18 protein-coding genes are annotated in these 26,234 nt (G+C 62.3%); 5 read left to right on the top strand and 13 right to left on the bottom strand.

Annotated elements, in window-relative coordinates:
- Window positions 1-13: 13 nt before the first annotated feature.
- The 4 genes from PSH94_RS02275 to PSH94_RS02260 form a co-directional block, all read right to left on the bottom strand.
- Window positions 14-1,420, bottom strand: coding sequence for a PIG-L deacetylase family protein (locus PSH94_RS02275; protein ID WP_305436318.1), 1,407 nt, complete (start codon window positions 1,418-1,420; stop codon window positions 14-16).
- Window positions 1,417-2,316 carry a GNAT family N-acetyltransferase gene (locus tag PSH94_RS02270; protein ID WP_253510130.1) on the bottom strand — a complete coding sequence of 300 codons (900 nt, stop codon included), beginning with the start codon at window positions 2,314-2,316 and terminating at the stop codon, window positions 1,417-1,419. Before PSH94_RS02270 ends, PSH94_RS02275 begins: the two co-directional genes overlap by 4 nt.
- Window positions 2,317-4,074: a carbamoyltransferase gene (locus PSH94_RS02265; protein ID WP_181080405.1), complete on the bottom strand. Its 1,758-nt coding sequence runs from the start codon at window positions 4,072-4,074 to the stop codon at window positions 2,317-2,319. It abuts the gene before it with no gap.
- A 142-nt stretch (window positions 4,075-4,216) separates the two neighbouring features.
- On the bottom strand, window positions 4,217-4,573 hold the full coding sequence (locus tag PSH94_RS02260; protein WP_285427672.1) for a YceK/YidQ family lipoprotein: 357 nt from the start codon (window positions 4,571-4,573) through the stop codon (window positions 4,217-4,219).
- A 185-nt stretch (window positions 4,574-4,758) separates the two neighbouring features.
- Here PSH94_RS02260 and PSH94_RS02255 point away from each other — a divergent pair, with 185 nt between their 5' ends.
- Window positions 4,759-6,843: a TonB-dependent receptor gene (locus PSH94_RS02255; RefSeq protein ID WP_305436313.1), complete on the top strand. Its 2,085-nt coding sequence runs from the start codon at window positions 4,759-4,761 to the stop codon at window positions 6,841-6,843.
- A gap of 12 nt (window positions 6,844-6,855) precedes the next feature.
- Here the strand turns inward: PSH94_RS02255 and PSH94_RS02250 are convergent, their stop codons facing one another.
- The 8 genes from PSH94_RS02250 to glnE are packed head-to-tail and all read right to left on the bottom strand — an operon-like array spanning window position 6,856 to window position 16,800.
- A complete protein-coding gene (locus tag PSH94_RS02250; protein ID WP_305436312.1) occupies window positions 6,856-8,298 on the bottom strand; it encodes a lipopolysaccharide kinase InaA family protein in 1,443 nt (480 codons plus the stop codon).
- Window positions 8,298-9,050, bottom strand: a complete 753-nt coding sequence (locus PSH94_RS02245; RefSeq protein WP_181080401.1) for a lipopolysaccharide kinase InaA family protein — start codon at window positions 9,048-9,050, stop codon at window positions 8,298-8,300. Before PSH94_RS02245 ends, PSH94_RS02250 begins: the two co-directional genes overlap by 1 nt.
- Window positions 9,047-9,781, bottom strand: a complete 735-nt coding sequence (locus tag PSH94_RS02240; protein ID WP_181080400.1) for a lipopolysaccharide kinase InaA family protein — start codon at window positions 9,779-9,781, stop codon at window positions 9,047-9,049. The genes PSH94_RS02245 and PSH94_RS02240 overlap by 4 nt, the downstream gene beginning before the upstream one ends.
- Complete coding sequence (gene rfaP, locus PSH94_RS02235; RefSeq protein WP_181080399.1) at window positions 9,781-10,587, bottom strand: lipopolysaccharide core heptose(I) kinase RfaP; 807 nt, start codon at window positions 10,585-10,587, stop codon at window positions 9,781-9,783. The genes PSH94_RS02240 and rfaP overlap by 1 nt, the downstream gene beginning before the upstream one ends.
- Window positions 10,584-11,708, bottom strand: a complete 1,125-nt coding sequence (locus tag PSH94_RS02230; RefSeq protein WP_305436311.1) for a glycosyltransferase family 4 protein — start codon at window positions 11,706-11,708, stop codon at window positions 10,584-10,586. Before PSH94_RS02230 ends, rfaP begins: the two co-directional genes overlap by 4 nt.
- On the bottom strand, window positions 11,708-12,769 hold the full coding sequence (gene waaC / locus PSH94_RS02225; protein ID WP_253510117.1) for a lipopolysaccharide heptosyltransferase I: 1,062 nt from the start codon (window positions 12,767-12,769) through the stop codon (window positions 11,708-11,710). Before waaC ends, PSH94_RS02230 begins: the two co-directional genes overlap by 1 nt.
- A gap of 1 nt (window position 12,770) precedes the next feature.
- Window positions 12,771-13,805 (bottom strand): lipopolysaccharide heptosyltransferase II, encoded by a 1,035-nt coding sequence (waaF, locus tag PSH94_RS02220; RefSeq protein ID WP_181080396.1) that lies wholly within the window; start codon window positions 13,803-13,805, stop codon window positions 12,771-12,773.
- Between the two features lie 55 nt (window positions 13,806-13,860).
- Window positions 13,861-16,800, bottom strand: a complete 2,940-nt coding sequence (gene glnE / locus PSH94_RS02215) for a bifunctional [glutamate--ammonia ligase]-adenylyl-L-tyrosine phosphorylase/[glutamate--ammonia-ligase] adenylyltransferase (protein ID WP_181080395.1) — start codon at window positions 16,798-16,800, stop codon at window positions 13,861-13,863.
- Between the two features lie 383 nt (window positions 16,801-17,183).
- On the opposite strand from glnE, the gene aceE reads away from it, so the two are divergent.
- From aceE to msrA, 4 genes are all read left to right on the top strand, one after another.
- Window positions 17,184-19,829: a pyruvate dehydrogenase (acetyl-transferring), homodimeric type gene (aceE, locus tag PSH94_RS02210; protein ID WP_181080394.1), complete on the top strand. Its 2,646-nt coding sequence runs from the start codon at window positions 17,184-17,186 to the stop codon at window positions 19,827-19,829.
- 11 nt (window positions 19,830-19,840) lie between these two features.
- A complete protein-coding gene (gene aceF, locus PSH94_RS02205; RefSeq protein ID WP_181080393.1) occupies window positions 19,841-21,490 on the top strand; it encodes a dihydrolipoyllysine-residue acetyltransferase in 1,650 nt (549 codons plus the stop codon).
- A gap of 317 nt (window positions 21,491-21,807) precedes the next feature.
- Window positions 21,808-24,504 (top strand): bifunctional diguanylate cyclase/phosphodiesterase, encoded by a 2,697-nt coding sequence (locus tag PSH94_RS02200; RefSeq protein ID WP_305436308.1) that lies wholly within the window; start codon window positions 21,808-21,810, stop codon window positions 24,502-24,504.
- Window positions 24,505-24,576: 72 nt separating this feature from the next.
- Complete coding sequence (gene msrA / locus PSH94_RS02195) at window positions 24,577-25,224, top strand: peptide-methionine (S)-S-oxide reductase MsrA (protein WP_181080391.1); 648 nt, start codon at window positions 24,577-24,579, stop codon at window positions 25,222-25,224.
- Between the two features lie 90 nt (window positions 25,225-25,314).
- Here msrA and PSH94_RS02190 read toward each other — a convergent pair whose 3' ends face one another.
- Window positions 25,315-26,151: a 23S rRNA (adenine(2030)-N(6))-methyltransferase RlmJ gene (locus tag PSH94_RS02190; protein ID WP_181080390.1), complete on the bottom strand. Its 837-nt coding sequence runs from the start codon at window positions 26,149-26,151 to the stop codon at window positions 25,315-25,317.
- Between the last annotated feature and the right edge of the window lie 83 nt (window positions 26,152-26,234).

Below are 26,234 nucleotides of genomic sequence, written 5' to 3'. Positions count from 1 at the left end.
CTTCAATGGGATTTCAGTCCTGCCTCAGGACCCACAACAGCTCGTGACGACGCACGGCCTTGCGAAAGAATTCATTTTCGCCATAGGGCGATGGACCACGGCCCGCCAGAACCTGCTGCAACCACTTGCGCACGCGGCGCTTGAACGGTGCTCGCGGCTGCAGGTCGTGCATCATGCCCAACGCCATGGCCTTGTCCCGCTGCTGACTCAAGGTCAGCGCAACACAGCAGGGCACAAGCTCAGCTGCCGAATCAAAATGCGGCGGCAGTGCGACTCCGGTGCCGGAGTCCCCCATGGGCCAGCGGTCGTTATCATGCAGGTGATTGGCGTAGCCGAGCAATGTGTCGGGTCGCCATTCCAGCCCTTGCAAGGCTTCAAGTACCGCGGCATGGGCACAGATATGATCGGCGTGGGGATCGAGCAAGGGCGTCGGCAGCACGATCACCTGTGGCCGCGCCTTGAGCAGCAGCGCGCGCAGATCGGCAACCAGGTTGTGCCAGGTCGGCGCGCCGTCCACATCGCCGGGCAGCGCGAAACCGTTGAACTGGCGAAACAGCCGCGTATCGCTCAACTCGGCCTCGCGCGAGGCCTGGGGTCGGTCCGGTGCGGCCTGCATTGCCTGCAGCTGCATACAGAAGTAACCCAGCTGCACACACTGCGCCTCCGGCACGCCAGCCCAGCGTGGCACGGCAATGCTGTCCCAGGCGCGCAAGCGCCCTTTCAGACGCGCAGCCTCAGCTTTGGGCAGGCCCATGCGTTGATAATGTTCGGCTTCGATCTCACCTGCGGTCAGGGTCACGATCCAGCTTTCGGCCGCCTGACTGTAAAGACTGAACGCCGCCAGCTCAGCATCGTCGGCGTGCGGCGCGATCACCATGACCCGTTGCTGGCGATAGTCCGGCTGGCGCAAGCGCCACAGCACAGGCTGCCCTTTGATCCGACAAAACCGGGCGCGCAATTTTACCCTGCCCGCGGCCAATGCTTCGGCGGCGCCGGTCAGATTCAGATAACGACGCCCACCGACCCCACGCTCGAAGGCTTGGCGATCCGGCGCATCCAGGCCCAGCAACTCCACCGCCGGATCGCAGAAACGCCCAAGCCATGAGCTTCGCAGTTCAATACCGACAATCAGCGTGTCGTCCGCGTCCAGCGGTGTATCCAGCAGCAAGCGTCCCGCCTCCAGGCGCAAGCCAGGCTGTTCGCTGCCGGCGGGAAACGCGTATTCATAGTTGTCTTTGGGCGAGTAAAACAGGTGGTCGGAAAACCAGGCCTCATGAGCCATCCACAGCAGCACTGCGAGGATCAACGGCAACCACCAGGTCACCAGTAAGCCGGTCGCGACCAGTATCAGCAAACCGACCAGCAGCGCGATGCGCTTGTTGCGCCGATGGCGCTTGAGCAGTTGCTGCTTGCGAGTCATAGGCTGAACACCGGCACCGGATTGCACCAGCGCTCCTTGTATTCACGGTCGGCGCGACCGAAGGAAAAGCGCAGTGACTTATCCGCCGCACGCGCCTGCTCCCAGGCACTCTGGGTATTGAGAAAACTCAGCACGCTGCCGGGGCTGAACGCACGGGTTTGCGGGTCGACGCCGCCGTTGACGTACTCGGCACTGAACCACTCGCGAGACTGCACCTGATACACCAATTGCACGGCGATCGGGGCGTCATTGAGAAACAGCACCGAGCCGAACAGGAACTCCTTGAGCAACTCCAGCACCTCAGCCAAGCGCGCCGCGCCTGCCGCCGGAAACCCCCAGCGGCGCTGGAACAGGTCGCAATAAATCGCCGCCAGCTCCACGCTGGAGAACTCGCTGACCGCGCGCACCACACCGCCCGCTTCTTCCAGCAGGCGCAATTCGCGACGCTGGTTGTAGCGAAACTTTTTCGACAAGTCTTCAGGGGTGCGCGCCATGGCCAATTGTTCGGCCTGGGGCTTGAGGGTACCCACCCGCCCTTCATTCAAGGACGACAGATAGCGCCCGCGATGGCGCACCGGCAACTGGGCATCGGCGGCAATCGGCAGGATGATCTCGGCATTGCCCAGGTCGAACAAGGCCTTCTTGCCGTTGCGCTTGAGCACGTCCTTGGACAGCGCCAGGTCGCGCCCCCACGTGGCAATCGCCCCCTTGAGTTCGCCGTCCTGTTCCCACCCCAGGTAGCGCACCGGAATCCGCGCCAGGCCGGCCAGACGCTCGACCACCTGCGGGTGAGTCGCCACGCTGCCACCGAAGCGCTGCCAGGCCTGGGCGTAAACCTCAGCCTCTACAGGCTGCCAGCCGCCACGTTCACGCCATGCCTGGAAGCGATTCAGCATTTAGACCACAGCGTCATAAGGGTCCACGCCATCCTTGACCACCAGGATGTCTTCCATGATCAGGTACTGCAGGTCGGAGCCGAAGAACATGTTCAGCGCGTCGGTGGGCGAGCAGATCATCGCTTCGCCACGGCGGTTGAGCGAGGTGTTCAACGACACACCGTTACCGGTGAGGACTTCCAGCTCTTTCATCATGTCGTAGTAGCGCGGGTTGTACTCACGCTTGAGCACTTGGGCGCGCGAGGTGCCATCTTCATGGACCACTTCCGGCACCCGGGTTTTCCATTCTTCGGCCACTTCAAAAGTGAAGGTCATGAACGGCGCCGGGTGATCGACCTTGATCATCTGCGGGGCTACGGTGTCGAGCATCGACGGGCAGAAAGGCCTCCAGCGCTCGCGGAACTTGATCTGGTGGTTGATGCGGTCGGCCACGCCGGTGGCGCTCGGGCAACCGATGATCGAACGACCGCCCAGCGCACGCGGGCCAAACTCCATGCGGCCCTGGAACCAGGCCACCGGGTTGCCGTCGACCATGATTCTGGCGATGCGCTGCGGCATGTTCTCGATCTTGCGCCAGTTCGGCTTGCTCTCGTGCTTGGCGCACGCGGCAATCACGTCTTCGTTGCTGTAGGACGGGCCGAGGTAGACGTGTTCCATCTTCTCCACCGGCACACCACGGGCGTGGGACACATAGGCGGCCGCACCGACAGCGGTGCCGGCATCGCCGGACGCCGGCTGCACGAACAGCTCTTTGACGTCGTCACGGGCGATGATTTTCTGGTTCAGCTTGACGTTCAGCGCACAGCCACCGGCGAAGGCCAGCTTGCCGGTGTCCTTCAGAATGTCGCCCAGATAGTGGTCGATCATCTGCAAGGCCAGCTTTTCAAACAGCGCCTGCATGCTGGCGGCGTAGTGGATGTAGGGTTCGTCGGCGATATCGCCTTCGCGCTTGGGGCCCAGCCACTCGATCAGTTTCGGCGAGAAGTAGAAGCCCTTGCCCTTCTCTTTGTAGCGACGCAGGCCGATCACGTTGGCGTAGTCGGTGTTGATCACCAGCTCGCCGTTTTCAAACGAGGCCAGGCGCGAGAAGTCGTACTTGCTGGCATCGCCATACGGCGCCATGCCCATGACCTTGAACTCGCCGTCGAGCATTTCGAAACCGAGGAACTCGGTGATCGCGCCGTACAGGCCGCCGAGGGAGTCCGGGTCGTAGAATTCTTTGATTTTGTGGATCTTGCCGTTCTCGCCGTAGCCGAAGAACGTGGTGGCGTACTCGCCTTTACCGTCGATACCGAGGATCGCGGTTTTTTCCTGGAAGCCGGAGCAGTGGTAGGCACTGGAGGCGTGGGCAAGGTGATGCTCGACCGGCTCGATCTTGATCTTCTTGGGATCGAAGCCCAGTTGCTCCAGGCACCATACGATCTTGTTGCGATAGCGCTTGTAGCGACGATTGCCCATCAGGATCGCGTCGAGCGCGCGGTCCGGGGCGTACCAGTAACGCTTGGCATAGTGCCAGCGCGCCTCGCCGAACAGGCTGATCGGGGCGAACGGGATCGCCACCACGTCAACGTCCGAAGGCTTGATGCCGGCCTGCTCCAGGCAGAACTTCGCCGACTCGTAGGGCATGCGGTTCTTTGCATGTTTGTCGCGTACGAAGCGCTCTTCTTCGGCGGCCGCGATCAGCTTGCCGTCGATATACAGGGCTGCGGAAGGATCATGGCTAAGGGCGCCGGACAGGCCAAGAATCGTCAATGCCACAGGGGTCTAGCCTCTTTTAGTCTGCATGCAGGCGGGTTGCGCCTGAAAAAAGTGCGCTTCCCGCCCAGGCGGGAAACAGCTAAAGGGCGGGATTATAGCTTAAAAGCAGTGGGAAGCTGTTAGCGGCAAGCGGCAAGTGGGCCTAGCGGTAGATCTCGATGCTGCCATCCTTGTTCTGGCGATAGATCGTATAAGGCAGTGCCAGTGTGTCCAGCACGCCGGAAGCCACGAACTCGATGGCGATGATCGGAAAAGCGTTACCGGCATGGTCCGACAGGCTTTGGTCGTTCAGGCTTTTTTCAGGCTTGGGCTCGCCATTGAGCGTACAGAACCCATAGATCACACCGCTGTAGATGCGCGGTACGTTGTCGCAGTGGCTGCGCGAATCCTTGAGATTCTGGCTGGTCACGGCGTCGGGGCGGAACACGGTGTTGATCGTGCCGCAACCGGCCAGCGCCAGCAGCACAGGCAACCATAAGACGCAGGACAGAGTCTTCACAAACCGCTCCTTTTGCTTGCCATTAACGAAGCGTGCCACGCTAACATCGACGCCCCTGGAGGCCCAGCGTGGGAATGCCGATTTGCAGCGTAGGCTGATTCCGAAATGATAAAAGCTGCGCGAGCCACTAAACTCGCGCCTTTTTGCGCGTTTACACCCTAAGCGCCACGGAATTCGGCCGATTGATGAACCACCTCACCCGCATCACCCTCTTGCTGCCCGGCCTGTTGGCCCTATGTGACACCGCAGGCGCGGAAGACGCGCCCCTGACCCTCGACCCCAGCGTCGTCACCGGTTCACGCAGCGCCAGCCCGACCTTCGACCTGCCTTACTCAGTGGATGCAATCGACCGCGACCAGATCAGCGACGGCCAACTGGGCATCAACGCCTCCGAAGCCCTGGCGCGCGTGCCCGGACTGGTGGTCCAGAACCGTCAGAATTACGCGCAGGACCTGCAGATTTCGTCCCGTGGCTTTGGCGCCCGTTCGGCGTTTGGCGTACGCGGGATCAAGTTGTTTGCCGACGGCATCCCCGCCAGCACCCCGGACGGCCAGGGCCAGGCCGCCACGTTCAACCTGGATACCGCCGAACGCATTGAAGTGCTGCGCGGACCGGCCGCGACCTTGTACGGCAGCAACGCCGGCGGTGTGATTCAGATGTTCTCGCGTGAAGGCGAAGGCGCGCCGCGTATCGGCGCCGAAACCCTGGTGGGCAGCGACGGCCTGAACAAGAACCACCTCACCGCAGAAGGCGCCACCCATGGCGCCGGCTTCGTGCTGGATGCCTCGCGCATGGACACCGACGGTTACCGCGACCACAGCAGCGCCCGTCGCGACCAGACCTTCGCCAAGCTCAACCTTCACCCGGACGATGACAGCAAGCTGGCACTGATCTACAGCAGCCTGGAGCAGAACGGCACCCAGGACCCGCTGGGGCAGACGTGGGCCGCCTACAAGGCCGATCCACGCTCAGTGAGCGCCAACGCCCTGACGTACAACACGCGAAAAAGCATCGACCACCAGCAAGTGGGGATGAACTACGAGCGGTATGTGGGTGACGCGACGCTGCAGGTGAATGCGTATACGGGGCGGCGCAGCGTCATTCAGTACCTGTCGATCCCCAAAGGCACGCCCGCCAATGAGCGGGGCGGCGGCGTCGTGCAATTCGATCGCCAGTTCTACGGCGCCGGCGCGCGCTGGATGCAGCCCATTGACAGCGCGCCGGGGGAGTTGATGATTATCGGCGGGCTGGATTTCGACCAGAGCCAGGACAGCCGCCACGGCTACCAGAACTACAGCGGCAACACGCTGGGCGTAAAAGGTCAGTTACGTCGTGACGAAGTCGACACGGCGCGCAGCCTTGATCCCTACCTGCAAGCCAATTGGGCCCTTGATCGCTGGACTCTGCAAGCAGGTGTGCGCCACAGCAGCATGGAGATGGATGTCGACGATCAATTCCTCAGCAATGGCGACGCCAGCGGACGCAAGATCTATCGAAAAACGACGCCTTCCATGAGCGTGATGTACGCCTTCACCCCCGACCTCCACGGCTACGTCAGCGCAGGCAAGGGCTTCGAAACGCCCACCCAGGCCGAATTGGCCTACGCACCGGGTAACGCCGAAGGTTTCAACTTTGGCCTCAAGCCGTCAGACAGCACCCAGTATGAAGTGGGCTTGAAGGCGCAGGTGGGGAGCACGCGGGTCAACGCCGCCGTGTTCCAGATCACCACCGAGGATGAACTGGTGGTCAATCAATCCCTGGGCGGGCGCACCAGCTATCAAAACGCCGGCCGCACCCTGCGTCGCGGCTTCGAACTTGGCCTGCAAAGCCAGCTGGCGGAACAATGGAGCACCCACCTCGCCTACACCCGCCTGCAAGCCACCTACGACAGCGCCTTCATGGGCGGCGGCAACCCGGTGGATAAAGGCAATTACCTCCCAGGCGTACCGCAGACCACGCTATTTGCCGAGCTGAACTGGAAACCGCGGGACTGGGTCAGCAGCGCCATTGAAGGCCTGTACCGCAGCAAGGTCTATGTCGAAGACACCAACCAGCAGCACGCCGCGCCGGGGTACAGCGTATTCAACTGGCGGGCGCGCTTGGAGCAGAAGGTCGAGCACTGGACTTTCCACCAGACCTTGCGCCTGGATAACGTGCTGGACCGGCAGTATGTGGGCTCGGTCATTGTCGGCGATGGCAACGGCCGCTACTACGAAGCCGCGCCCGGCCGTTCGTGGTACGCCGGCGCCGGGGCCGAGTATCAATTCTGAGCGTCGAAGCGATCAGGTGGGCTGCTTGGGCAAACGCTCATCGATCAGCTGATACAGCGCGCTGTCCTGCGGCCAGTTACGCATAAATCGCGCACGGTCCTTGGCATAGGCCGGGGCGAAGCTGGCCAGGCTGCGGTGTTGGCACATCGCGTCAAGGTCAATCAGCGCCCAGCGGTCTTCGTGCCAGAACAGGTTGTGGCCCTTGAAATCGCCATGACTGATGCGCTCGCGGATCAACTCGGCGAACAGACGATCCAGCGCCTGCAGTTCGTTTTCCGGTGCGTCGCCGTGTTCAACGAAGGGCGCGAAGCGCTCGATGATGTCCGGCCCCGGCAGGTATTCGGTGATCAGGTACGCGCGGCTGCGCAGCCAGAGGAAACGCTTTTCCAGCACGGCCAGCGGCTTGGGCGTGCTGATGCCGAGGAACGCCAGACGGTTGCCTTCGCGCCAGGAATGCCAGGCGCGGCTTGGGCGCCAGAAGCGCTTGAGCCAATGGGCGAAACCCTTGATGTTGTAGCGCTTGATCACCAGCGGCCGACCGGCCACCTCGACCCTGGCTACGCTGGCGGCGCCGCCGGTCTTGTACAAGTGGCCCTGCTCGAGCAGGGCGTCGGCCTGTTCCAGTACCGGCAGCATCGCCGGCACCTCCTCGCGACGGATCGCGCGCAACCCAAAGGCACCGCGCTCCACGCTGAACAGCGTGCACTCACGGCCGACCTTGTCCAGATAGTCTTTCAAGCGCCACGCACTGACCTTACGCACCTGTTTTTCCAAGGCCTCCAGGGGCAAGGCGTGTTCACCATTGCCCAGCAGGTAGTACACCAGCAACTCTTCGGTGAACGGCTCAAGATTCTTGGGCAACTGGGCGAAAAATACGCCCAGGTTTTCCAGCACACGGTTGCGCGACAGTGGCTTGCCAGGCTCTTCGGCGCGAATCCCGGCACCGTCGATCAGGTACAGTTTGCCGTTCTGGCGCAGCAGGTTGTCCAGGTGCAGGTCTTCCTGCCACAGCCCTTTGGTGTGCATCTGTGCGATCGCGCCCAGCGCCTCAGCGAGCACGGCGGTTTGTTCGTCGGCCAACGGCGGCAAACCTTCGACCGTCTGCCAGGCGTCGGCCAGGCTTTGTGCGCCCTCTATGAATTCGAACAGCAACCAGCCTCCCTCGCCTTCCTGCAGGCCGTCCGCGAGCAGCAACGGCGTGGTCAGGCCCTGTTCGGCCAGCAGACGAACGCCGCTGAGCTCACGCTGGAAATGCCGCGCGGCCTTGCTGCCTACCAGCAGCTTGGCCAGCACGGCACGCCCGCGCCACACCGCCGCGCCAACGTAGCGCTGGCCTGGCAACACGCGCAGCAGGCTCAACAGTTGCAACTGCCCAGGGCCGGCGGCGTCCGCCAGCTCCAGCGTCAACGGCAGGCTAGGCGTGCGGCCGACGTTTTTCAGCTCCGACAGGCGCATCAGCGCTTCTCCTTATGGCTGCGCCGGGCCGTGAGGCGCTGCAGCCAGGTCGAGACCAACGCGCTGTCCTCGGGCTGCTCGAGATAGGCCGCCAACAGTTGACGCACCTGCACCTCGGACCACTGCGGGGACCGGCGCAGCAAAGGCTCCAGATCCTTGACGCGATCACGCCAGCCGAACAGCAATGGACGGGTTTTCTCCAGGTCGATCAGTTGCGCGGCGTAACCGTCGCCGGTGGCCTGCAGAAAAATATGCTTGGGGTAGAAACAGCCATGCACCTGGCCGACGCCGTGCAGCCGGCGCGCCAATTCACCGCAGGCCCGCAGGATCGCGCGGTGCTGGACATCGCTGAGCGATGACCACTGTTCGAGCAACGACTCCAGGTCGTTCCAGCCGTCGAGGGCACGGGTCAACAGCATGGCGCGATACTCGCCGGCCACCTTGCGCTCGCCGTAGAACGCCGCCTGCAAGGCCGGGATCCCCAGGGCGCGGTAACGACTGATATTGCGAAACTCGCGGGAGAAACTCGGCTCGCCGAATGGCCGGTGCAGGCTGCGCGTCAGGTAGTTGCTCTGGCGCTTGAGGTAGTAGCCCTGCCCCTCCAGCTCCAGGCGAAACACGCTGCTCCAGCCGCCACGGCTGGTGTTCGGCTCGTCCACCGCGTCGAGCTGCTTGGCCCACAACGCGTCGAACGTGGCCAGGCCGTTGCGCTCCAGCAAGGCCCGGTCGGCAGCCGCCAGGAAGTCACTCATTCACGTCCCTCGAAAAACTTCACCACATGGCGAATTCGTTGTTTGTCGGACGCCGTCAGGTGGGTGCGTTGTCGATATTGCATATAGAAACGCAGGCGCTGGGTGGCCGACAGATGATATTTGGCGACCTTGTCCAGGCAGGCCAGGTCCTTGGTGATGCGGTACTTGAGCCAGAAACCGCGCCAGAAATCGCCGTTGGGGCAATCGATCAGGTAGAGGGTGCACTGATCGTCCACCAGCAGGTTGCGCCACTTCAAGTCGTTATGGGTGAAGCGGTGATCGTGCATGGTGCGCGTATATTCGGCGAGCTGCCGGCTGATGGCATCGACCCAGCGGGGGTCCTTGAGCCGCGCATCATTGCGTTCGGCCAGAACCGACAGGTCTTCGGTCTTGGGCAATTCGCGGGTAATCATCGCCCCACGGTTGTAGGCCAGCCCGTTGCGATCCAGGCCCCAGGCGACTACATCAGCGGTAGGGATGCCCCACTTGGCGAAACGCTTGAGGTTCTGCCATTCGGATTTCACTCGCGGCTTGCCCAGGTAACGGCGCAAGCCCTTGCCCGCCCCGGAGTAACGCTTGACGTAGTAATTGACCCCGCCACGCTCAACCCGGATCACTTCCGACAACGGGTCTCGAGTCAACCGTTCGCCTTGCAGCGCGAACACCGCCTCCAGGCTGCCGAAGTCGTCCGCCAGGGCGGCGTAGGCCGGTTCCAGGTTCCAGCCCGCCATCAGAGCGCATCCCCGTAACGTTGCTTGCGCGCATAGAGTTTGGCGGCCATGCGCTCCAACTCGGCCAGCAGCGCCGCTTGCTCGGCCAGGATCCGGCGCAACGGTTGCTGAAAGTAATGTTTGAGAAAGCGCAGTTTGTCGCGCCGGGTCAGGCCGATGTCCAGGGCGGAGTAATACAGTCCGGCCAGGTCCTTGTTGCGCCAGCGCATGGGGATCGTCGCGCGCACCTGGGCGCGGTGCAGGTCGATCACGGACAGTTTGAGAGTATCCACGGCGATCGGTCGGTCGGTGTGCAACAGGAAGTGGCAGAGGTAACAATCACGGTGATTGACGCCGCCACGATGCATCGCGCCGACCGTACGCGCCAGCTCGGCGGTCAAGGCGTGCTTGATCGCCGGCACCGGCGGCTGCTTGAGCCAGTCGAGGGTCAAATCCTCCAGGCTGATAATCGGGGTCAGCTCGCGCGTAACGATGAACGAGTGCTGATCAGCCGGATTGCTGCCCTTCTCACCAAAAGCCACGGCGGTCATGGTGGGCACGCCCAGCTCATGCAAGCGCTGGATCGCCAGCCACTCCTGGCCCGCGCCCAGGACCGGCAACTTGGCGGTGACCAGGTTTTTGAGGATCTCGCCCCAGCCGATACCGCGATGGATTTTCACGAAATAGGGTTGACCCTCCACCACCGTACGCAACGTACGACGGGCGGCCAGCTCGCGGAACACCTGGCCTTGCAGTTTCTCGACCTCGGCGAACGCATCGCGTCCGGCCCACAGGGTCTTGAAGGGTTCGGCAAGAATCAACTTCATCGGTTTGGCTCCGCCAGAATCAAGTCCGCAGCGTACTGCGGCATGCTAAACAGGTCGGCCGTCTCGGCGAAAGCCAGGCCATTGCGACTCCAGGTCGCGCGCGCCTGCGGATCGTCGAGCATATCCACCAGGTATTGATTGAGCTGGGCCTGCTCGAACGGCTCGTCCAACACGCGGCCACTCTGGGCCTTATCGATATAAAACGCGTAGCCGCAGACCTGGCTCACCAGCACGGGCAGGCCGGCGACTATCGCTTCGACCAGCACCATGCCGGCCGCTTCGTTGTAAGCAGGGTGAATCAGCAAGTCCGCGCCCAACAGGAAACGCGGAATATCGTTGCGCCCCTTGAAGAACTGCACCTGGTCACCCAGGCCGAGTGCGGCACTCTGCAGTTGGAATACTTTGGGGTCGTCCTGGCCGATTACAAACAGTCGGGTGCGTTTCTTCAGCTTTGCAGGCAACGCAGCCACAGCCTTCAGGCTACGGTCGACGCCCTTGGTCTTGAAGCCAGAACCGATCTGCACCAGCAGTAAATCTTCCTCGGCCAGGCCGAATTCGGCGCGAAACTCGGCGCGGATCTCGCTGGCGTTCGGCGGCGCGCGTCGGTCTCGGGAAATGCCCGGCGGCAGCAGGTGAAAACGCTCGGGCTGGGTGCCGTAGTACTGCGTGAACAGCTGCTGCTGACGCTCGGACAGCACCATGATCCGGGTCGTGGCGTTTTTATCGAACACCGCGCGCTCGTATTCGGCAAAGTGCTTGTAGCGCCCGAACCAGCGGTACATCGGGTTGCGCAGGGTCTGGGCCTTGTCTTCGAATACGCCGTCGGCGGCGAAGTACAGGTCCAGCCCCGGCATTTTGTTGAAACCCACCACGCGGTCCACCGGGCGCTTGACCAGGTCGGCCTGGATCCAGGCATGCAGCTTTTCATTGCGACGGTGGTTGACCAACGCCTTCACGGGCGCCACCAGCACTTCGAAACCTTGCGGAATATCGCCTTCCCAGATCAGCGTATAGACACGAATCCTGTGGCCGCGCTGCTGGCACTCCAGGGCAATGCGCATGAAGTCACGCTGCAGGCCGCCGAAGGGGAAATATTTGTACAGGACAAAAGCCAGTTGCATCAGTGCAGCTCCTCAGCCAGTAACAACGTGCTCAGTCGGCTTGCCACACGCTCAGGGTTCAGGCGCGTGAAGCACAGGGGCGACTCGCGCGTGATGTCGAACCGACGCAGGTCGTCGGCCGTCGGTTGATAGGTACAGTGTTTCTGCAGGCATGGCGCGCACGGCCAATCGCTGGCCAGGTGAATCTGCGCCTTGCCATAGGCGCCGGTAAGCCCCGGATTGGTAGGACCGAACAGCGAAATGGTCGGCACATCCAACGCTGCAGCCAAGTGCCCCAGGCCGGTGTCCACCGCCACGCAGGCCCGGGCGCCGGCCAGCACGCGGGCAACGCCGGCCAGGTTCAGCTTGGGCAGCACTTCGGCGTTCGGCAGGCCTTGGGCCAGCCTTTCGGCGCGCGCCTTTTCGGCGGCGTTGCCCCATGGCAACTTTACGTCCACGCCCAGACGGCCCATGCGCTCGGCCAGCTCGCGCCAGTAGGCTTCGGGCCAGTGCTTGGTGTCCCAGGTGGTGCCGTGCAGGAGCAGCACGAACGGTTTTTTTGGCGGCAGGCCCAGCAGTTTGTCGACCCTCAGGCCGTAGTCGCCCAAGCCTTTGGGCAAGTCATAACCGAGGGCCACGGCGAACAACTGGCGCAAACGTTCGACGGCATGCTGCCCGCGGGCCACCGCCAGGCGCCGGGAATAAAAGCGCGCCGCGATCGGCTCGCGTGCGGACTGCTTGTCGAAGCCGGCCACCGGCGCACGCACGTAACGGGTCAGCCAGGCACTTTTGAACAGACCTTGAGCGTCAATGACCAGGTCGTACTTGGTCGACTGGATGCGCTGTTTGAAACGCCGCCATTCGCCGCTCTTGAAGGTCTGCCAGAGGTTTTTGCGCCAGCGGCGGATCGCTACCGGGATCACCTTGTCCACGGCCGGATGCCAGGTGGGAATTTCGGCAAAGCCTTCTTCCACCACCCAGTCGAATTGAATGCCGGGGATCGCCCGCGCCGCGTCGGTCAGTGCCGGCAAGGCATGGATCACGTCGCCCAGGGATGAGGTCTTGACTACCAGTACCCGCAACTCAGTGAACCTCGACCACGTCGCCCTGCAACCGCTGCAAGGCTTCGCTGACCGGCTGCGGCAACAACTGGCGCAGGCAATTGTAGTGGCCGAAACGGCAGGTGCGCTCAAAACAGGGGCTGCAATCCAGGCCCAGTCGCACCACTTCAACCTTATCGGCCAACGGCGGGGTAAACCCTGGCGAAGTGGAGCCGTACACCGCCACCAACGGGCGATTCAAAGCGGCCGCCACGTGCATCAGGCCGGAGTCGTTGGACACCACCGCATCGGCGCAGGACAGCAGGTCGATCGCCTCGGCCAGCGAGGTGTCGCCGCTGAGGTTCACCGCCTCTTCGCGCAGGCCCGGAATCAGGCGCTGGCGGATGTCTTCGCCCACCGAGTGATCGTTCTTCGAGCCGAACAGCCACACCTGCCAGCCTTCGCGGATCTTCATCTCGGCGACCTTGGCGTAATGCTCCGAGGGCCAGCGCTTGGACTCGCCAAACTCGGCACCGGGGCACAGCGCCAGCACCGGGCGATCCAGGCTCAGGCCGAACTTGGCCAGCGCCGCGTCGCGGGTGACCGGGTCGATCCGCAGGTTAGGGCGCGGATACGGCGTGGGCAACTCGGCACCGGGCGCATAGGCCAGGGCCATGAAGCGTTCGATCATCAGCGGGTAGCGTGCCTTGTCCAACGTACGCACATCATTGAGCAGCACATAGCGAAATTCGCCACGCCAGCCGGTGCGCTTGGGGATGCCGGCAAAGTACGGCACCAGCGCGGACTTGAGCGAGTTGGGCAGCAGGATCGCCTGGTCGTACTGGCCGGCCAGGGATTTGCCGATGCGACGACGGGTCGCAAGCTCCAGGGCGCCGTGGCCGAGCGGAAAGCTCAAGGCCTTGCGCACTTCGGGCATGCGTTCCAGGATCGGCCGACTCCACTCAGGGGCGAGCACGTCGATCTGGCAATCTGGATGGCGAAGGCGCAGGCACTGGAACAGTGTCTGTGCCATCACCATGTCACCGACCCAACTGGGCCCAACGATCAGAATATTCATGTAGTTTCCACAAACGATGCGGGGAGGCTTATGCCTCCCCGCCCTAATAATGTGTTCAGCTCAGACCCAGCTCCTGCCAGATCCGCATCACCTGGCGCCGTTCATCGACGAACTGATCGCCGGCCACCGTACCGGCCTCGTTCTGCAAGGCCTGGCGATGCGCGGCGGAACGGTAGGCCTTATAGACCTCGCGCAGCAGGTGGGCATCGGCGGCGGGCATCAACCCCACCTGCTCCAGGCCTTCCAGAATGCGGATATTGTCGGTGTAGCGCAGCAACGATGGATGTTGCGCAGACCATGCCAAAGCCGCGTATTGCACCATAAATTCAATATCGACGATACCTCCGGCGTCCTGCTTGAGGTCGAACAGCGCCGTGGCTTCGAACGCATTGGCGCCCGTGCCGGCCGCCGTGCTCTTGGTGCCCAGGTTGTCACGCATCTTGGCGCGCATCTCGCTGACCTCCTGGCGCAGCTTCGCCAGATCACGTTCGCGCCCCAGCACCCTGGCCCGCACCTGCTCGAAGGCCTGGCCGACGTCCTGGCTGCCCACCAGCACGCGGGCGCGGACCAACGCCTGATGTTCCCAGGTCCAGGCTTCATTGTGTTGATAGCGATCGAACGCGCCCAACGAACTCACCAAAAGCCCGGATGCGCCGGACGGGCGCAGGCGCATGTCCACTTCATACAACTGGCCGGAGTTGGTCTGGGTGGTCAGCAAATGAATGATGCGCTGGCCCAGGCGCGTAAAGAACTGCGCACCGTCAATCGGCTTGGCGCCATCGGTTTCGGCATGCGGGTCGCCGTCATGGATGAACACCAGGTCCAGGTCCGAACCATGCCCCAGTTCGATGCCGCCGACTTTTCCATAACCGACAATGATGAACCCAGGATCGCACAAGGTGCCATCCAGCCGCTGCGGCGAACCGTGCCGCGCCACGGTCTGGCGCCAGGCCAGGGCCAGTACTTGCTCCAGGATCGCCTCGGCGAGCCAGGTCAGGTAGTCGCTGACTTTCATCAAGGGCAGGCTGCCGGCAATTTCCGAAGCGGCCACGCGCAGGCGGTGCGCCAGCTTGAAGTGGCGCAGGGCCTCCATCTGTTGCTCAAGGTCGTCTTCGGGGATACGTGTAAGGCGTTCGCGCAGCTCGGCGGCCAGTTCCGGCGCCAACGGCGGCTTGAACAGCCGACCTTCGTTGAGCAATTCGTCGAGCAACAACGGGAAACGCGTGATCTGCTCGGCGATCCACGGGCTGGCAGCGCACAGGGTCAACAGGCGACGCAAGGCGTCGGGGTTTTCCGTAAGCAGCACCAGGTAGGCCGAACGCCGCGCAACCGCTTCAACCAGCGGCAACACGCGCTCCAGCACCAGGTCCGGATTGGCGTGTTCAACGGCCTGCGCCAGCAGGCGCGGGATAAATGCATCCAGGCGCTCGCGCCCCAGGCGCTGCATGGCGCGCAGTTGCGGGCTGCCGCGCAGGCTGGCCAGGGCCTTGAGCGCCTTGGGCGCGTCGGTGAAGCCGCCGTCGGCCAACTGACGGCAGGCCGCGTCGTCATCTTGTGACTCTTCCCACAGCGGCAACCATTCCCCGCCCACGACCAGCTCGCTTTCTTCGCCATCTTCTTCGTCCGGATCGGCAATCACTTGGCGGAAATGCCAGTCGACCCGACCTCGCCAGTACATCAGGCGCTCATGAAACGCCGCCCAATCGGGGAAGCCGAGCATAAAGGCGATGCGGGCCTGGTCCTGCGGGCTGTCCGGGAGCATTTGGGTCTGCCGGTCGGCAATCGCCTGGATCGCGTGTTCGGTGTAACGCAGAAATTCATAACCGTTGCGCAACTCGGCGATCACCGCCGGCGGCAGGTAGCCCTGGCCTTCCAGCGTGCCCAGCACCTTGAGCAACGGCCGCTGCTGCAGGCTCAGGTCGCGGCCGCCATGGATCAACTGGAACGCCTGGGCGATGAATTCCACTTCACGAATGCCGCCCGAGCCCAGCTTGATATTGTCGGCCATACCTTTGCGCCGCACTTCCTGCTGGATCAGCTGCTTCATGGTGCGCAGCGCTTCGATGGCGGAAAAATCCAGGTAACGTCGGTAGACGAACGGCCGCAGCATATCGAGCAATTGCGCGCCCGCCACCTGATCGCCGGCCACCACCCGCGCCTTGATCATGGCGTAGCGTTCCCAGTCGCGTCCCTGATCCTGGTAGTACTGCTCCAGCGCATTGAAACTGAGCACCAGCGCCCCGGCCGAACCGTAGGGGCGCAAACGCATATCGACGCGGAATACGAATCCGTCGACGGTCATCGGATCGAGGGCCTTGATCAGTTTTTGACCAAGACGAATGAAGAATTCCTGGTTATCCAGGGCGCGCTTCACGCCCACTGTTTCGCCGCCCTCGGGGTAAGCGAAGATCAGGTCGATGTCCGATGACAGGTTCAGCTCCACCGCGCCGAGCTTGCCCATGCCGAGGATCACCATGTGCTGGGCCTCGCCGCTGCGCCGCCCGGTGGGCGTGCCGAATTGTGCGCAGTGGCGCTGGTAGAGCCATTGGTAGGCCTGGTCGATGCTGGCGTCGGCCATGTCGGACAAATCGCGACAGGTTTGCACCAGGTCGGCCTGACGGGTCAGATCGCGCCAGATAATGCGCACCTGCTGGCGCGTACGCTGACGACGCAGGACCCGGCCCAACTCATCTTCTGTTTCGGCTTGTTGCACCGCTGCCGCGATCTGCCCGCACAACTCACCAGGCGCAAAGCCGCGATCCAGCTCGCCCCAGGCGGCCAGTTCGAGCAACATCAAAGGGTCACGAATGCTCTGTTCAATGACGAAATCACTGGCGGCGCACACCCGGGCGAAGTCGGCCCAGCGTTGCGGCGCCCACCCGGAAAGGCCATGATCGGCATCCAGCGCGGCCACGGCGTCACGAAATGACTGCTCGGCCCGCTGGGCAGCCGGAAGCAGAATGGCCGGCAATTCGGCCAGCGTTGGAAGGCTCATGGTCTATCCTTGATCGGCGCGTGGAAGGCTTGTAGCGACAAGCGCGAGCACCGCGCCAAATGAAGGACTGTCGAACAAAAGTTAGAAATAGCTGAAAATTCTTTAATTTTGGCAGGCAACATTAAACTTCTACCTTTTCTTGTTCGCAAAAGATCAACAATAACGATTATGCTCACCAGCCAGACCGAGTCATACGCTCAGTCTTGTGTAGTTTTACTACTCGTATATACATTCGAAAGGCTGAAATGGCCGACGATTTGTAGTAAAACTACAGGACGCCGAAGCAACCTTCGGCCATCCAAGAATTTATGTCGTCTGCCCACAAGGCCAGTCGCAAACTTCAGGCAACCGATTCTGGTAGCCTTTCCGCCCTGGAGCAAGCCATGCAAGACCTCGATCCCGTCGAAACCCAGGAATGGCTGGACGCCCTGGAATCGGTTCTCGACAAAGAAGGCGAAGACCGTGCTCACTACCTGATGACCCGTATGGGCGAACTCGCGACCCGCAGCGGCTCGCAACTGCCCTACGCCATCACCACGCCATACCGCAACACCATCCCCGTTACCCACGAAGCACGCATGCCTGGCGACCTGTTCATGGAACGCCGCATTCGCTCGCTGGTACGCTGGAACGCCATGGCGATGGTAATGCGCACGAACTTGAAAGATTCGGACCTGGGCGGTCACATCTCCAGCTTCGCTTCCAGCGCAACCCTGTATGACATCGGCTTCAACTACTTCTTCCAGGCCCCGACCGACGAACACGGCGGCGACCTGATCTACTTCCAGGGCCACACGTCTCCAGGCGTTTACGCCCGTGCGTTCATGGAAGGCCGCATCAGCGAAGAACAGATGAACAACTTCCGCCAGGAAGTCGACGGTCAGGGCCTGTCGTCCTACCCGCACCCTTGGCTGATGCCTGATTTCTGGCAGTTCCCGACCGTATCCATGGGCCTTGGCCCGATCCAGGCGATCTACCAGGCACGTTTCATGAAGTACCTGGAAGCCCGTGGCTTCATCCCTGAAGGCAAGCAAAAGGTCTGGTGCTTCCTGGGCGACGGCGAGTGCGACGAGCCGGAATCCCTGGGCGCCATATCCCTGGCCGGCCGCGAAAAACTGGACAACCTGATCTTCGTCATCAACTGCAACCTGCAGCGCCTCGACGGCCCGGTTCGCGGCAACGGCAAGATCATCCAGGAACTCGAAGGCGTGTTCCGCGGTGCTCACTGGAACGTGACCAAAGTCATCTGGGGCCGTTTCTGGGACCCGCTGCTGGCCAAGGACGTCGACGGCATCCTGCAACGCCGCATGGACGAAGTCATCGACGGCGAGTACCAGAACTACAAAGCCAAAGACGGCGCATTCGTACGTGAACACTTCTTCAACACGCCTGAACTCAAGGCGATGGTTGCCGACCTGTCCGACGACGAGATCTGGAAGCTCAACCGTGGCGGCCACGACCCGTACAAGGTCTATGCGGCGTACCACGAAGCGGTCAACCACAAAGAACAGCCGACCGTCATCCTGGCCAAGACCATCAAGGGTTATGGCACCGGTGCCGGCGAAGCGAAGAACACCGCGCACAACACCAAGAAAGTCGATGTCGACAGCCTGAAGTTGTTCCGCGACCGCTTCGACATCCCGGTCAAGGACGAAGAGCTGGAGAACCTGCCGTTCTTCAAGCCGGAGCCGAACAGCGCCGAAGCCCGTTACCTGGCCGAGCGTCGCTCCGCGCTGGGCGGTTTCGTGCCACAGCGCCGCGCCAACAGCTTCAGCGTGCCGACGCCGGACCTCAGCACCCTCAAGGCTATCCTTGACGGCTCGGGCGACCGTGAAATCTCCACCACCATGGCCTTCGTGCGGATTCTCGCGCAGTTGGTCAAGGACAAGGACATCGGCCCGCGCATCGTTCCGATCATTCCGGACGAAGCCCGTACCTTCGGTATGGAAGGCATGTTCCGTCAGTTGGGCATCTACTCCTCCGTCGGCCAGCTCTACGAGCCAGTCGATAAAGACCAGGTGATGTTCTACAAGGAAGACAAGAAGGGCCAGATCCTCGAAGAAGGCATCAACGAAGCGGGCGCCATGAGCTCCTTCATCGCCGCCGGTACTTCGTACTCCAGCCACAACCAGCCGATGCTGCCGTTCTACATCTTCTACTCGATGTTCGGTTTCCAGCGCATCGGCGACCTGGCCTGGGCGGCGGGCGACAGCCGTACCCGTGGCTTCCTGATCGGCGGCACCGCCGGGCGCACCACGCTGAACGGCGAAGGCCTGCAACACGAAGACGGTCACAGTCATATCCTGGCTGCCACCATCCCGAACTGCCGCACCTTTGATCCAACCTACGGCTACGAGCTGGCGGTGATCATCCAGGACGGCATGAAGAAAATGACCGAAGAACAGCAGGACGTTTTCTACTACATCACCGTGATGAACGAGTCCTACCAGCAGCCAGCCATGCCGGCCGGTGTCGAGGAAGGCATCATCAAGGGCATGTACCTGCTCGAAGAAGACACCAAGGAAGCGGCGCACCACGTTCAACTGATGGGCTCCGGCACCATCCTGCGCGAAGTGCGTGAAGCGGCGAAGATCCTGCGTGACGAGTTCAACGTCGGCGCCGACGTGTGGAGCGTGACCAGCTTCAACGAACTGCGTCGCGACGGCCTGGCCGTAGAGCGCAGCAACCGTCTGCATCCTGGCCAGAAACCAGCAACCAGCTACGTCGAAGAATGCCTGGCCGGCCGCAAGGGCCCGGTCATCGCCTCCACCGACTACATGAAGCTGTTTGCCGAACAAATTCGCCAGTGGGTCCCGTCCAAGGAGTTCAAAGTCCTGGGCACCGACGGTTTCGGCCGCAGTGACAGCCGCAAGAAGCTGCGTCACTTCTTCGAAGTCGACCGTCACTTCGTGGTGTTGGCAGCCCTGGAAGCCTTGGCTGACCGTGGTGAGATCGAACCCAAGGTGGTGGCTGACGCCATCGTCAAGTTCGGTATCAACCCGGAAAAACGCAACCCACTGGACTGCTGAGGAGACTTTTTGTGAGCGAACTCATTCGCGTACCTGACATCGGCAGCGGTGAAGGTGAAGTAATCGAGCTGTTTGTGAAGGTCGGCGACACCGTCGAAGCCGACCAGAGCATCCTGACCCTGGAATCGGACAAGGCGAGCATGGAAATTCCTGCTCCCAAGGCCGGCGTGGTCAAGAGCCTGAAGGTCAAGCTGGGCGACCGCCTGAAAGAAGGCGACGAACTGCTCGAGCTGGAAATCGAAGGTGCCGCCGATGCGGCGCCTGCGGCGGCCGCTCCTGCAGCCGCTCCCGCGCCGGCTGAAAAGCCTGCCGCTGCCGCCGAGGCCCCAGCGGCCCCGGCCGCTGCACCGGCTGCCGCTACCGTTCAGGACATTCACGTTCCGGACATCGGCTCGTCGGGCAAAGCCAAGATCATCGAGCTGCTGGTCAAGGTCGGCGATACGGTCGAAGCCGACCAGTCGCTGATCACCCTGGAGTCCGACAAGGCCTCCATGGAGATTCCTTCGCCGGCTGCCGGCGTGGTGGAAAGCATTGCGGTCAAGCTGGAAGACGAAGTCGGCACCGGTGACTTCATCCTCAAGCTCAAAGTACAAGGCGCCGCGCCTGCCGCTGCTCCAGCACCGGCCGCCGCTCCGGCGGCCAAAGCTGAAGCCGCCCAGGCTCCGGCTGCCGCACCCGCACCCGCCGCAAAAGCCGAGGCCGCACCGGCCCCAGCTGCTGCCGCGCCTGCGCCGAGCGGTGCCAAGGTTCACGCCGGCCCGGCCGTGCGTCAGCTGGCCCGTGAATTCGGCGTCGAGCTCAGCGCCGTCGCCGCCACCGGCCCTCACGGTCGTGTGCTGAAGGAAGACGTGCAGGTTTACGTCAAAGCCATGATGCAAAAGGCCAAGGAAGCGCCGGCTGCCGGCGGCGCTACCACCGGTGGCTCGGGCATTCCGCCGATCCGCACCGTGGACTTCAGCCGCTTCGGCGAAATCGAAGAAGTGCCGATGACCCGCCTGATGCAAATCGGCGCGGCAGGTCTGCACGCCAGCTGGCTGAACATCCCCCACGTGACGCAGTTCGACCAGGCCGACATCACCGACCTGGAAGCATTCCGCGTTGCGCAGAAAGCCGTGGCCGAAAAGGCCGGCGTCAAGCTGACCGTCCTGCCACTGCTGCTCAAGGCCTGCGCGCACCTGCTCAAGGAACTGCCGGACTTCAACAGTTCGCTGGCGCCGAGCGGCAAGGCGATCATTCGCAAGAAGTACGTGCATATCGGCTTTGCGGTCGACACCCCGGATGGCCTGCTGGTGCCGGTCATCAAGAACGTCGACCAGAAGAGCCTGCTGCAGCTCGCCGCTGAAGCTGCCGCACTGGCGGCCAAGGCCCGTGACAAGAAGCTCACCCCGGACGATATGCAGGGCGCCTGCTTCACCATCTCCAGCCTCGGCCACATTGGCGGTACCGGCTTCACGCCAATCGTCAACGCGCCGGAAGTGGCGATCCTGGGTGTGTCCAAGGCGACAATCCAGCCGGTCTGGGACGGTAAGGCGTTCCAGCCGAAGCTGATGCTGCCACTGTCGCTGTCCTACGATCACCGTGTGATCAACGGCGCCGCCGCTGCACGTTTCACCCAGCGTCTGAGCCAATTGCTGAACGACATCCGCACCATCCTGCTGTAAGCCGCGACGGGCCTTCCTTCTTAACCCGGAAGGCCCGTTTGCACCGATTTCCGAGCGCCACGCTCGTACCTCAACCCCGCCACTTGGCGGGGCTTTTTTTGCGTGTTTCACCGCGAAAACTGGACAGAGAGAACAGGTTTGTACACCTTCTGTCACTGCGACTGTAGAAATCCCCCAAGCGGCCGATAACACACATATAGCACTTAGCCTTCATCCTCTCTTGTCAGCCCGCGCCGCATGATGCAACCTTGCCGCAGGCAACAGAAAAGAGGGCGTGAGCCCGGCGCCGTGCGCGTTATTTCAAGTGAGTTTCCCCCATGAAAAGCCAACCCGATGTCGCCCGTACGGCGGCCGAGGTAGTGACGCAGTTACCGGTGCCTTCGCGCCTCGGTATGCTGCGTTTCGAGCGGCTTAATGAGGCAAGCTGGGCTATGCTCTACCTCGATCCCAACTGCGAGCGCCAATTCGGCCTGCCGGCGGTTGAACTGTGCGCCCTGATCGGCACGCCCTACGCCAGCCTGATGGAACCCCAGGCCCGCTATCAGTTGCACGACGCCATCCAGCAGCAACTGACCCAGAGCCCGCACTATCTGGTGCGTTACACCCTGCACACCAACGATGGCCCGCTGAGCCTGCTGGAAATGGGCGAAGCCTACAAACAACACAATCGTCACTTGCTGCGCGGTTACCTGATGGTAGTCGACGGCCTGTTCAGCGAGGTGCCTTTGCCCCTTCCCTCCTCAGAAGATTTGGAGAGTCAGAACAGTCGTCTGCAGATCGCCCTGGAACTCAACCAACGGGCCCAGCAGGAACAATTGCAGCACCTGGAACGGGTGCGCGCCCAGCAGGAGCTGATCCTGCTGCTGGCCCGCCAGCGTTACACCGCCAACAATTCGCTGCAGGAAGCCGCCGAGCTGATCACCCGCAGCGCCTGCGAAATCTACCAGCTCGATTGCGCCAGTATCTGGAACCTTGAAGGCCAGCGCCTGGTGCCGATTTCCGCCTACCATCGCGCCGATCAACAGCACCATTTGCCTGATCCCATCGACGCCAGTTGTTTCCCGGATTATCTGGAAGCCTTGCACACCAGCCGAGCCATCGATGCCACCAACGCCATGCGCGACCCACGCACTCGCGAAATGGCCGAGAGCCTGCGAGCCAACGATGTGCACGCCATGCTCGACGCCAGCATCCGCGTCGACGGGCAGGTGGTCGGCGTGCTGTGCCTGGAACAGAGCGGCGGTTCGCGCGCGTGGCAGGCCGATGAAATTGCCTTTGCCGGGGAGCTGGCGGATCAGTTTGCACAAGTCATCAACAACCATAACCGTCGCACCGCCACGAGCGCCCTGCACCTGTTCCAGCGGGCCGTAGAGCAAAGCGCCAACGCCTTTCTGCTGGTCAACTGCGACGGCGTGGTGGAGTACGTCAACCCCAGCTTCACCGCGATCACCCAGTACAGCGCAGAAGAGGTCCACGGCCATCGCCTGGCGCAGCTGCCGGCGCTGGAAAACCTCAGTGAGTTGCTGTTCGACGCGCCGTCGAGCCTGGCCAAGAGCAACAGCTGGCAGGGCGAGTTCAAAAGCCGCCGCAAGAACCTGGAACCCTACTGGGGGCAGTTGTCGATTTCCAAGGTCTATGGCGACAACCGTGAGCTGACCCACTACATCGGCATCTACGAAGACATCACCCAGACCAAGCTGGCCCAGCAGCGCATCGAGCGTCTGGCTTACACCGACAACCTGACCAATCTGGGCAACCGCCCGGCGTTCATCCGCAACCTCGATGAACGCTTTGCCCGCGACAGCGACAGTCCGATCAGCCTGCTGCTGGTGGATATCGATAACTTCAAGCGCATCAATGACAGCCTCGGCCACCAGACCGGCGACAAGTTGCTGATCAGCCTGGCCCGACGCCTGCGCAACAGCTTAAGCAGCAGTGGCAGCCTGGCGCGCTTTGCCAGTAACGAGTTCGCGGTGCTGCTGGATGAAACCGATCTGGAAACCGGTCAGCAAGTGGCCAGCCAATTGCTGGCGACCCTCGACAAACCGATGTTCGTCGACAACCAGTTGATCAGCGTCACCGGCTCCGTGGGCCTGGCCTGCGCGCCGCTGCATGGCCGCGACCCGCAAACCCTCATGCGTAACGCCGGCCTGGCACTGCATAAAGCCAAGGCCAACGGCAAGCATCAGGTCCAGGTCTTCACCGAAGCCCTCAATGCCGAAGCCAGCTACAAGCTGTTTGTAGAGAACAACCTGCGCCGCGCCCTGACGCAGAACGAGCTGGACGTGTTCTACCAGCCCAAGCTATGCCTGCGCAGCGGCCGCCTGCTCGGCATGGAGGCGCTGCTGCGCTGGAACCATCCGGAAAAGGGCATGATCCGCCCCGACCAGTTCATCAGCGTGGCCGAAGAGACTGGCTTGATCATCCCCATCGGCAAATGGATTGCCCGCCAGGCGTGCCGCATGAGCCGGCAACTGAGCGCCGCCGGCCTGGGCAACCTGCAGGTGGCGATCAACTTGTCCCCCAAGCAGTTCTCCGACCCGGACCTGGTGGCCTCGATTGCCACGATCCTCAAGGAAGAACAGCTGCCGGCCAACCTGCTGGAGCTGGAGCTGACCGAAGGCCTGCTGCTGGAAGCCACCGAAGACACGCGCCTGCAATTGGACCAGTTAAAGAGCTTCGGCCTGACCCTGGCCATGGACGACTTCGGCACCGGCTACTCATCGCTGAGTTACTTGAAAAAATTCCCCATCGATATCATCAAGATCGATCGCAGCTTTATCCACGAGATCCCGGACAACCAGGACGACATGGAAATCACCTCCGCCGTGATCGCCATGGCGCACAACCTCAAGCTCAAGGTGGTGGCCGAAGGCATCGAGACCGCCGAACAGCTGGCCTTCCTGCGGCGGCACCGTTGCGATGTGGGCCAGGGTTACCTGTTCGATCGGCCGATTCCCGGAGCAGAGCTGCCGGCCATGCTTAAACGCTACCCGCGTGGCCCAATCGCCTGACATCGCTGTAACACTCGGGCACACTGACTGTCTGAATTTTTACCATCACTCAACCTGACGAGAGGACTGCTCATGGTCTTGCGCTCGGAAATTCTGGTGAACAAAAACGTGCTGCCTACTCAAGAACAAGCGTTGCCTGGGCGTGAAACGCCGATGACCCTGCCCGAGACGCACTTCGTCAACGGCAACCCGCTGCTGGGCCCATTCCTCGATGACGTAGGCTTTGCGATCTTCGGCCTGGGCTGCTTCTGGGGAGCGGAACGCAAGTTCTGGCAGCGCGACGGCGTGGTCAGCACCGTGGTGGGTTATGCGGGCGGCTTCACGCCCAACCCGACCTACGAAGAAGTGTGTTCCGGCCTGACCGGCCACAGCGAAGTGGTGCTGGTGGTGTATGACCAGGCCAAGGTGAAATACGAAGACCTGCTGAAGATGTTCTGGGAATTGCACAACCCAACCCAGGGCATGCGCCAGGGCAACGACATCGGCAGCCAATACCGTTCGGTGATCTACGCGACCACACCGGAACAACTGGAGGCTGCAAAGGCCAGTGCCGAGGCGTATCAGGCCGAACTGAACAAGGCCGGCCTGGGGCAGATCACCACCGAAATCGACCAGGCACCGACCGTGTATTTCGCCGAGGCGTATCACCAGCAATACCTGGCGAAAAACCCACAGGGTTATTGCGGCATTGGCGGAACAGGCGTGGTTTGCGCGATCTGAAGATCGGAGCGGCAAGCTACAAGCTGCAAGTGGTGCTTTCTGCCCTCACTTGTAGCTTGAAGCTTGAAGCTTGCACCTTACAACTCACACCTACTCAGCTATAAGCCAATCCATCTGCCACCCGCCCTGGGTCTGGCCCAGTTGCTTGGACAGCCACGGCAACAGCTCACGCAGTTCTTCCTCCAAGCCCCATGGCGGGTTGGCAATCGCCAGGCCCGAACCGGTCAGGGTGTTGGGCGTGTCCAGCGGATGCACCAGCAATTCCACCCGCAATAATTTCGGCGCCCCCGTTCCGGCCAGGTCCTGATAGAAGCGACGCAACATGCGCTGGTCCTTGACCGGGTACCAGATCGCCGCCACGGTCTGGCGCATGCGGCCGACTGCTTCCTTGAGGGACGCGGCGCAGCGTTGCATCTCGTCGAGCTTTTCAAACGGTGGGTCGATCAGCATCAGGGCGCGTTTTTCCGGCACGGGCAGCAACGCTCGCGGCACATGCCAGCCTTCGCCCAGGTGCACCTTGACCCGGCGATCGCCCTTCATGTTGTCCTTGAGCAATACACCGTCTTCAGGATGTTTCTCGTTGAGCAACACACGGTCCTGCGGGCGCGTGAGCCGACGCGCCAGTTCCGGCGAACCGGGGTAGTAGCGCAACTGGCCGTCCGGGTTCATCTCATGCAGCACGCGCATGTAGTCGGCGGTCAGCGGCGGCAAATCGGTCCGGCCCCACAGTCGCGCAATGCCTTCCAGGTATTCGCCGGTGCGGTTGGCCTGATCGCCCTGCAAGTCGTACAGGCCGATGCCCGCGTGGGTGTCAAGGTAGGCGAACGGCTGTTCCTTGCGCGACATCAGGGCGATGAGGCGGGTCAAGGTCAGGTGTTTGAAGACATCGGCGTGGTTGCCGGCGTGAAAGGCGTGACGATAATTCATGGTTGCTCCTGCGCAGGGGGCGAAGTTTACCTTCTACACGGACAAAGGTGCAGGGCGGCATGCCGGGCGGTGCTTATGCCCTA

Source organism: Pseudomonas sp. FP2254 (genome assembly GCF_030687695.1).
Classification (GTDB): domain Bacteria; phylum Pseudomonadota; class Gammaproteobacteria; order Pseudomonadales; family Pseudomonadaceae; genus Aquipseudomonas; species Aquipseudomonas quebecensis.
The sequence above is the reverse complement of the archived record's forward strand: the minus strand, read 5'-3'. Positions and strand labels throughout refer to the sequence as shown.

Bases quoted from the DNA above. Each gene is read 5' to 3' on its own strand.
- rfaP (WP_181080399.1), bottom strand. From the start codon at position 10,587: ATGAAGTTGATTCTTGCCGAACCCTTCAAGACCCTGTGGGCCGGACGC.
- PSH94_RS02275 (WP_305436318.1), bottom strand. From the start codon at position 1,420: ATGACTCGCAAGCAGCAACTGCTCAAGCGCCATCGGCGCAACAAGCGC.
- PSH94_RS02255 (WP_305436313.1), top strand. From the start codon at position 4,759: ATGAACCACCTCACCCGCATCACCCTCTTGCTGCCCGGCCTGTTGGCC.
- waaF (WP_181080396.1), bottom strand. From the start codon at position 13,805: ATGAATATTCTGATCGTTGGGCCCAGTTGGGTCGGTGACATGGTGATG.
- PSH94_RS02190 (WP_181080390.1), bottom strand. From the start codon at position 26,151: ATGAATTATCGTCACGCCTTTCACGCCGGCAACCACGCCGATGTCTTC.
- glnE (WP_181080395.1), bottom strand. From the start codon at position 16,800: ATGAGCCTTCCAACGCTGGCCGAATTGCCGGCCATTCTGCTTCCGGCT.
- PSH94_RS02200 (WP_305436308.1), top strand. From the start codon at position 21,808: ATGAAAAGCCAACCCGATGTCGCCCGTACGGCGGCCGAGGTAGTGACG.
- PSH94_RS02270 (WP_253510130.1), bottom strand. From the start codon at position 2,316: ATGCTGAATCGCTTCCAGGCATGGCGTGAACGTGGCGGCTGGCAGCCT.
- PSH94_RS02245 (WP_181080401.1), bottom strand. From the start codon at position 9,050: ATGAGTGACTTCCTGGCGGCTGCCGACCGGGCCTTGCTGGAGCGCAAC.
- PSH94_RS02240 (WP_181080400.1), bottom strand. From the start codon at position 9,781: ATGGCGGGCTGGAACCTGGAACCGGCCTACGCCGCCCTGGCGGACGAC.
- aceE (WP_181080394.1), top strand. From the start codon at position 17,184: ATGCAAGACCTCGATCCCGTCGAAACCCAGGAATGGCTGGACGCCCTG.
- PSH94_RS02230 (WP_305436311.1), bottom strand. From the start codon at position 11,708: ATGCAACTGGCTTTTGTCCTGTACAAATATTTCCCCTTCGGCGGCCTG.
- msrA (WP_181080391.1), top strand. From the start codon at position 24,577: ATGGTCTTGCGCTCGGAAATTCTGGTGAACAAAAACGTGCTGCCTACT.
- PSH94_RS02250 (WP_305436312.1), bottom strand. From the start codon at position 8,298: ATGCGCCTGTCGGAGCTGAAAAACGTCGGCCGCACGCCTAGCCTGCCG.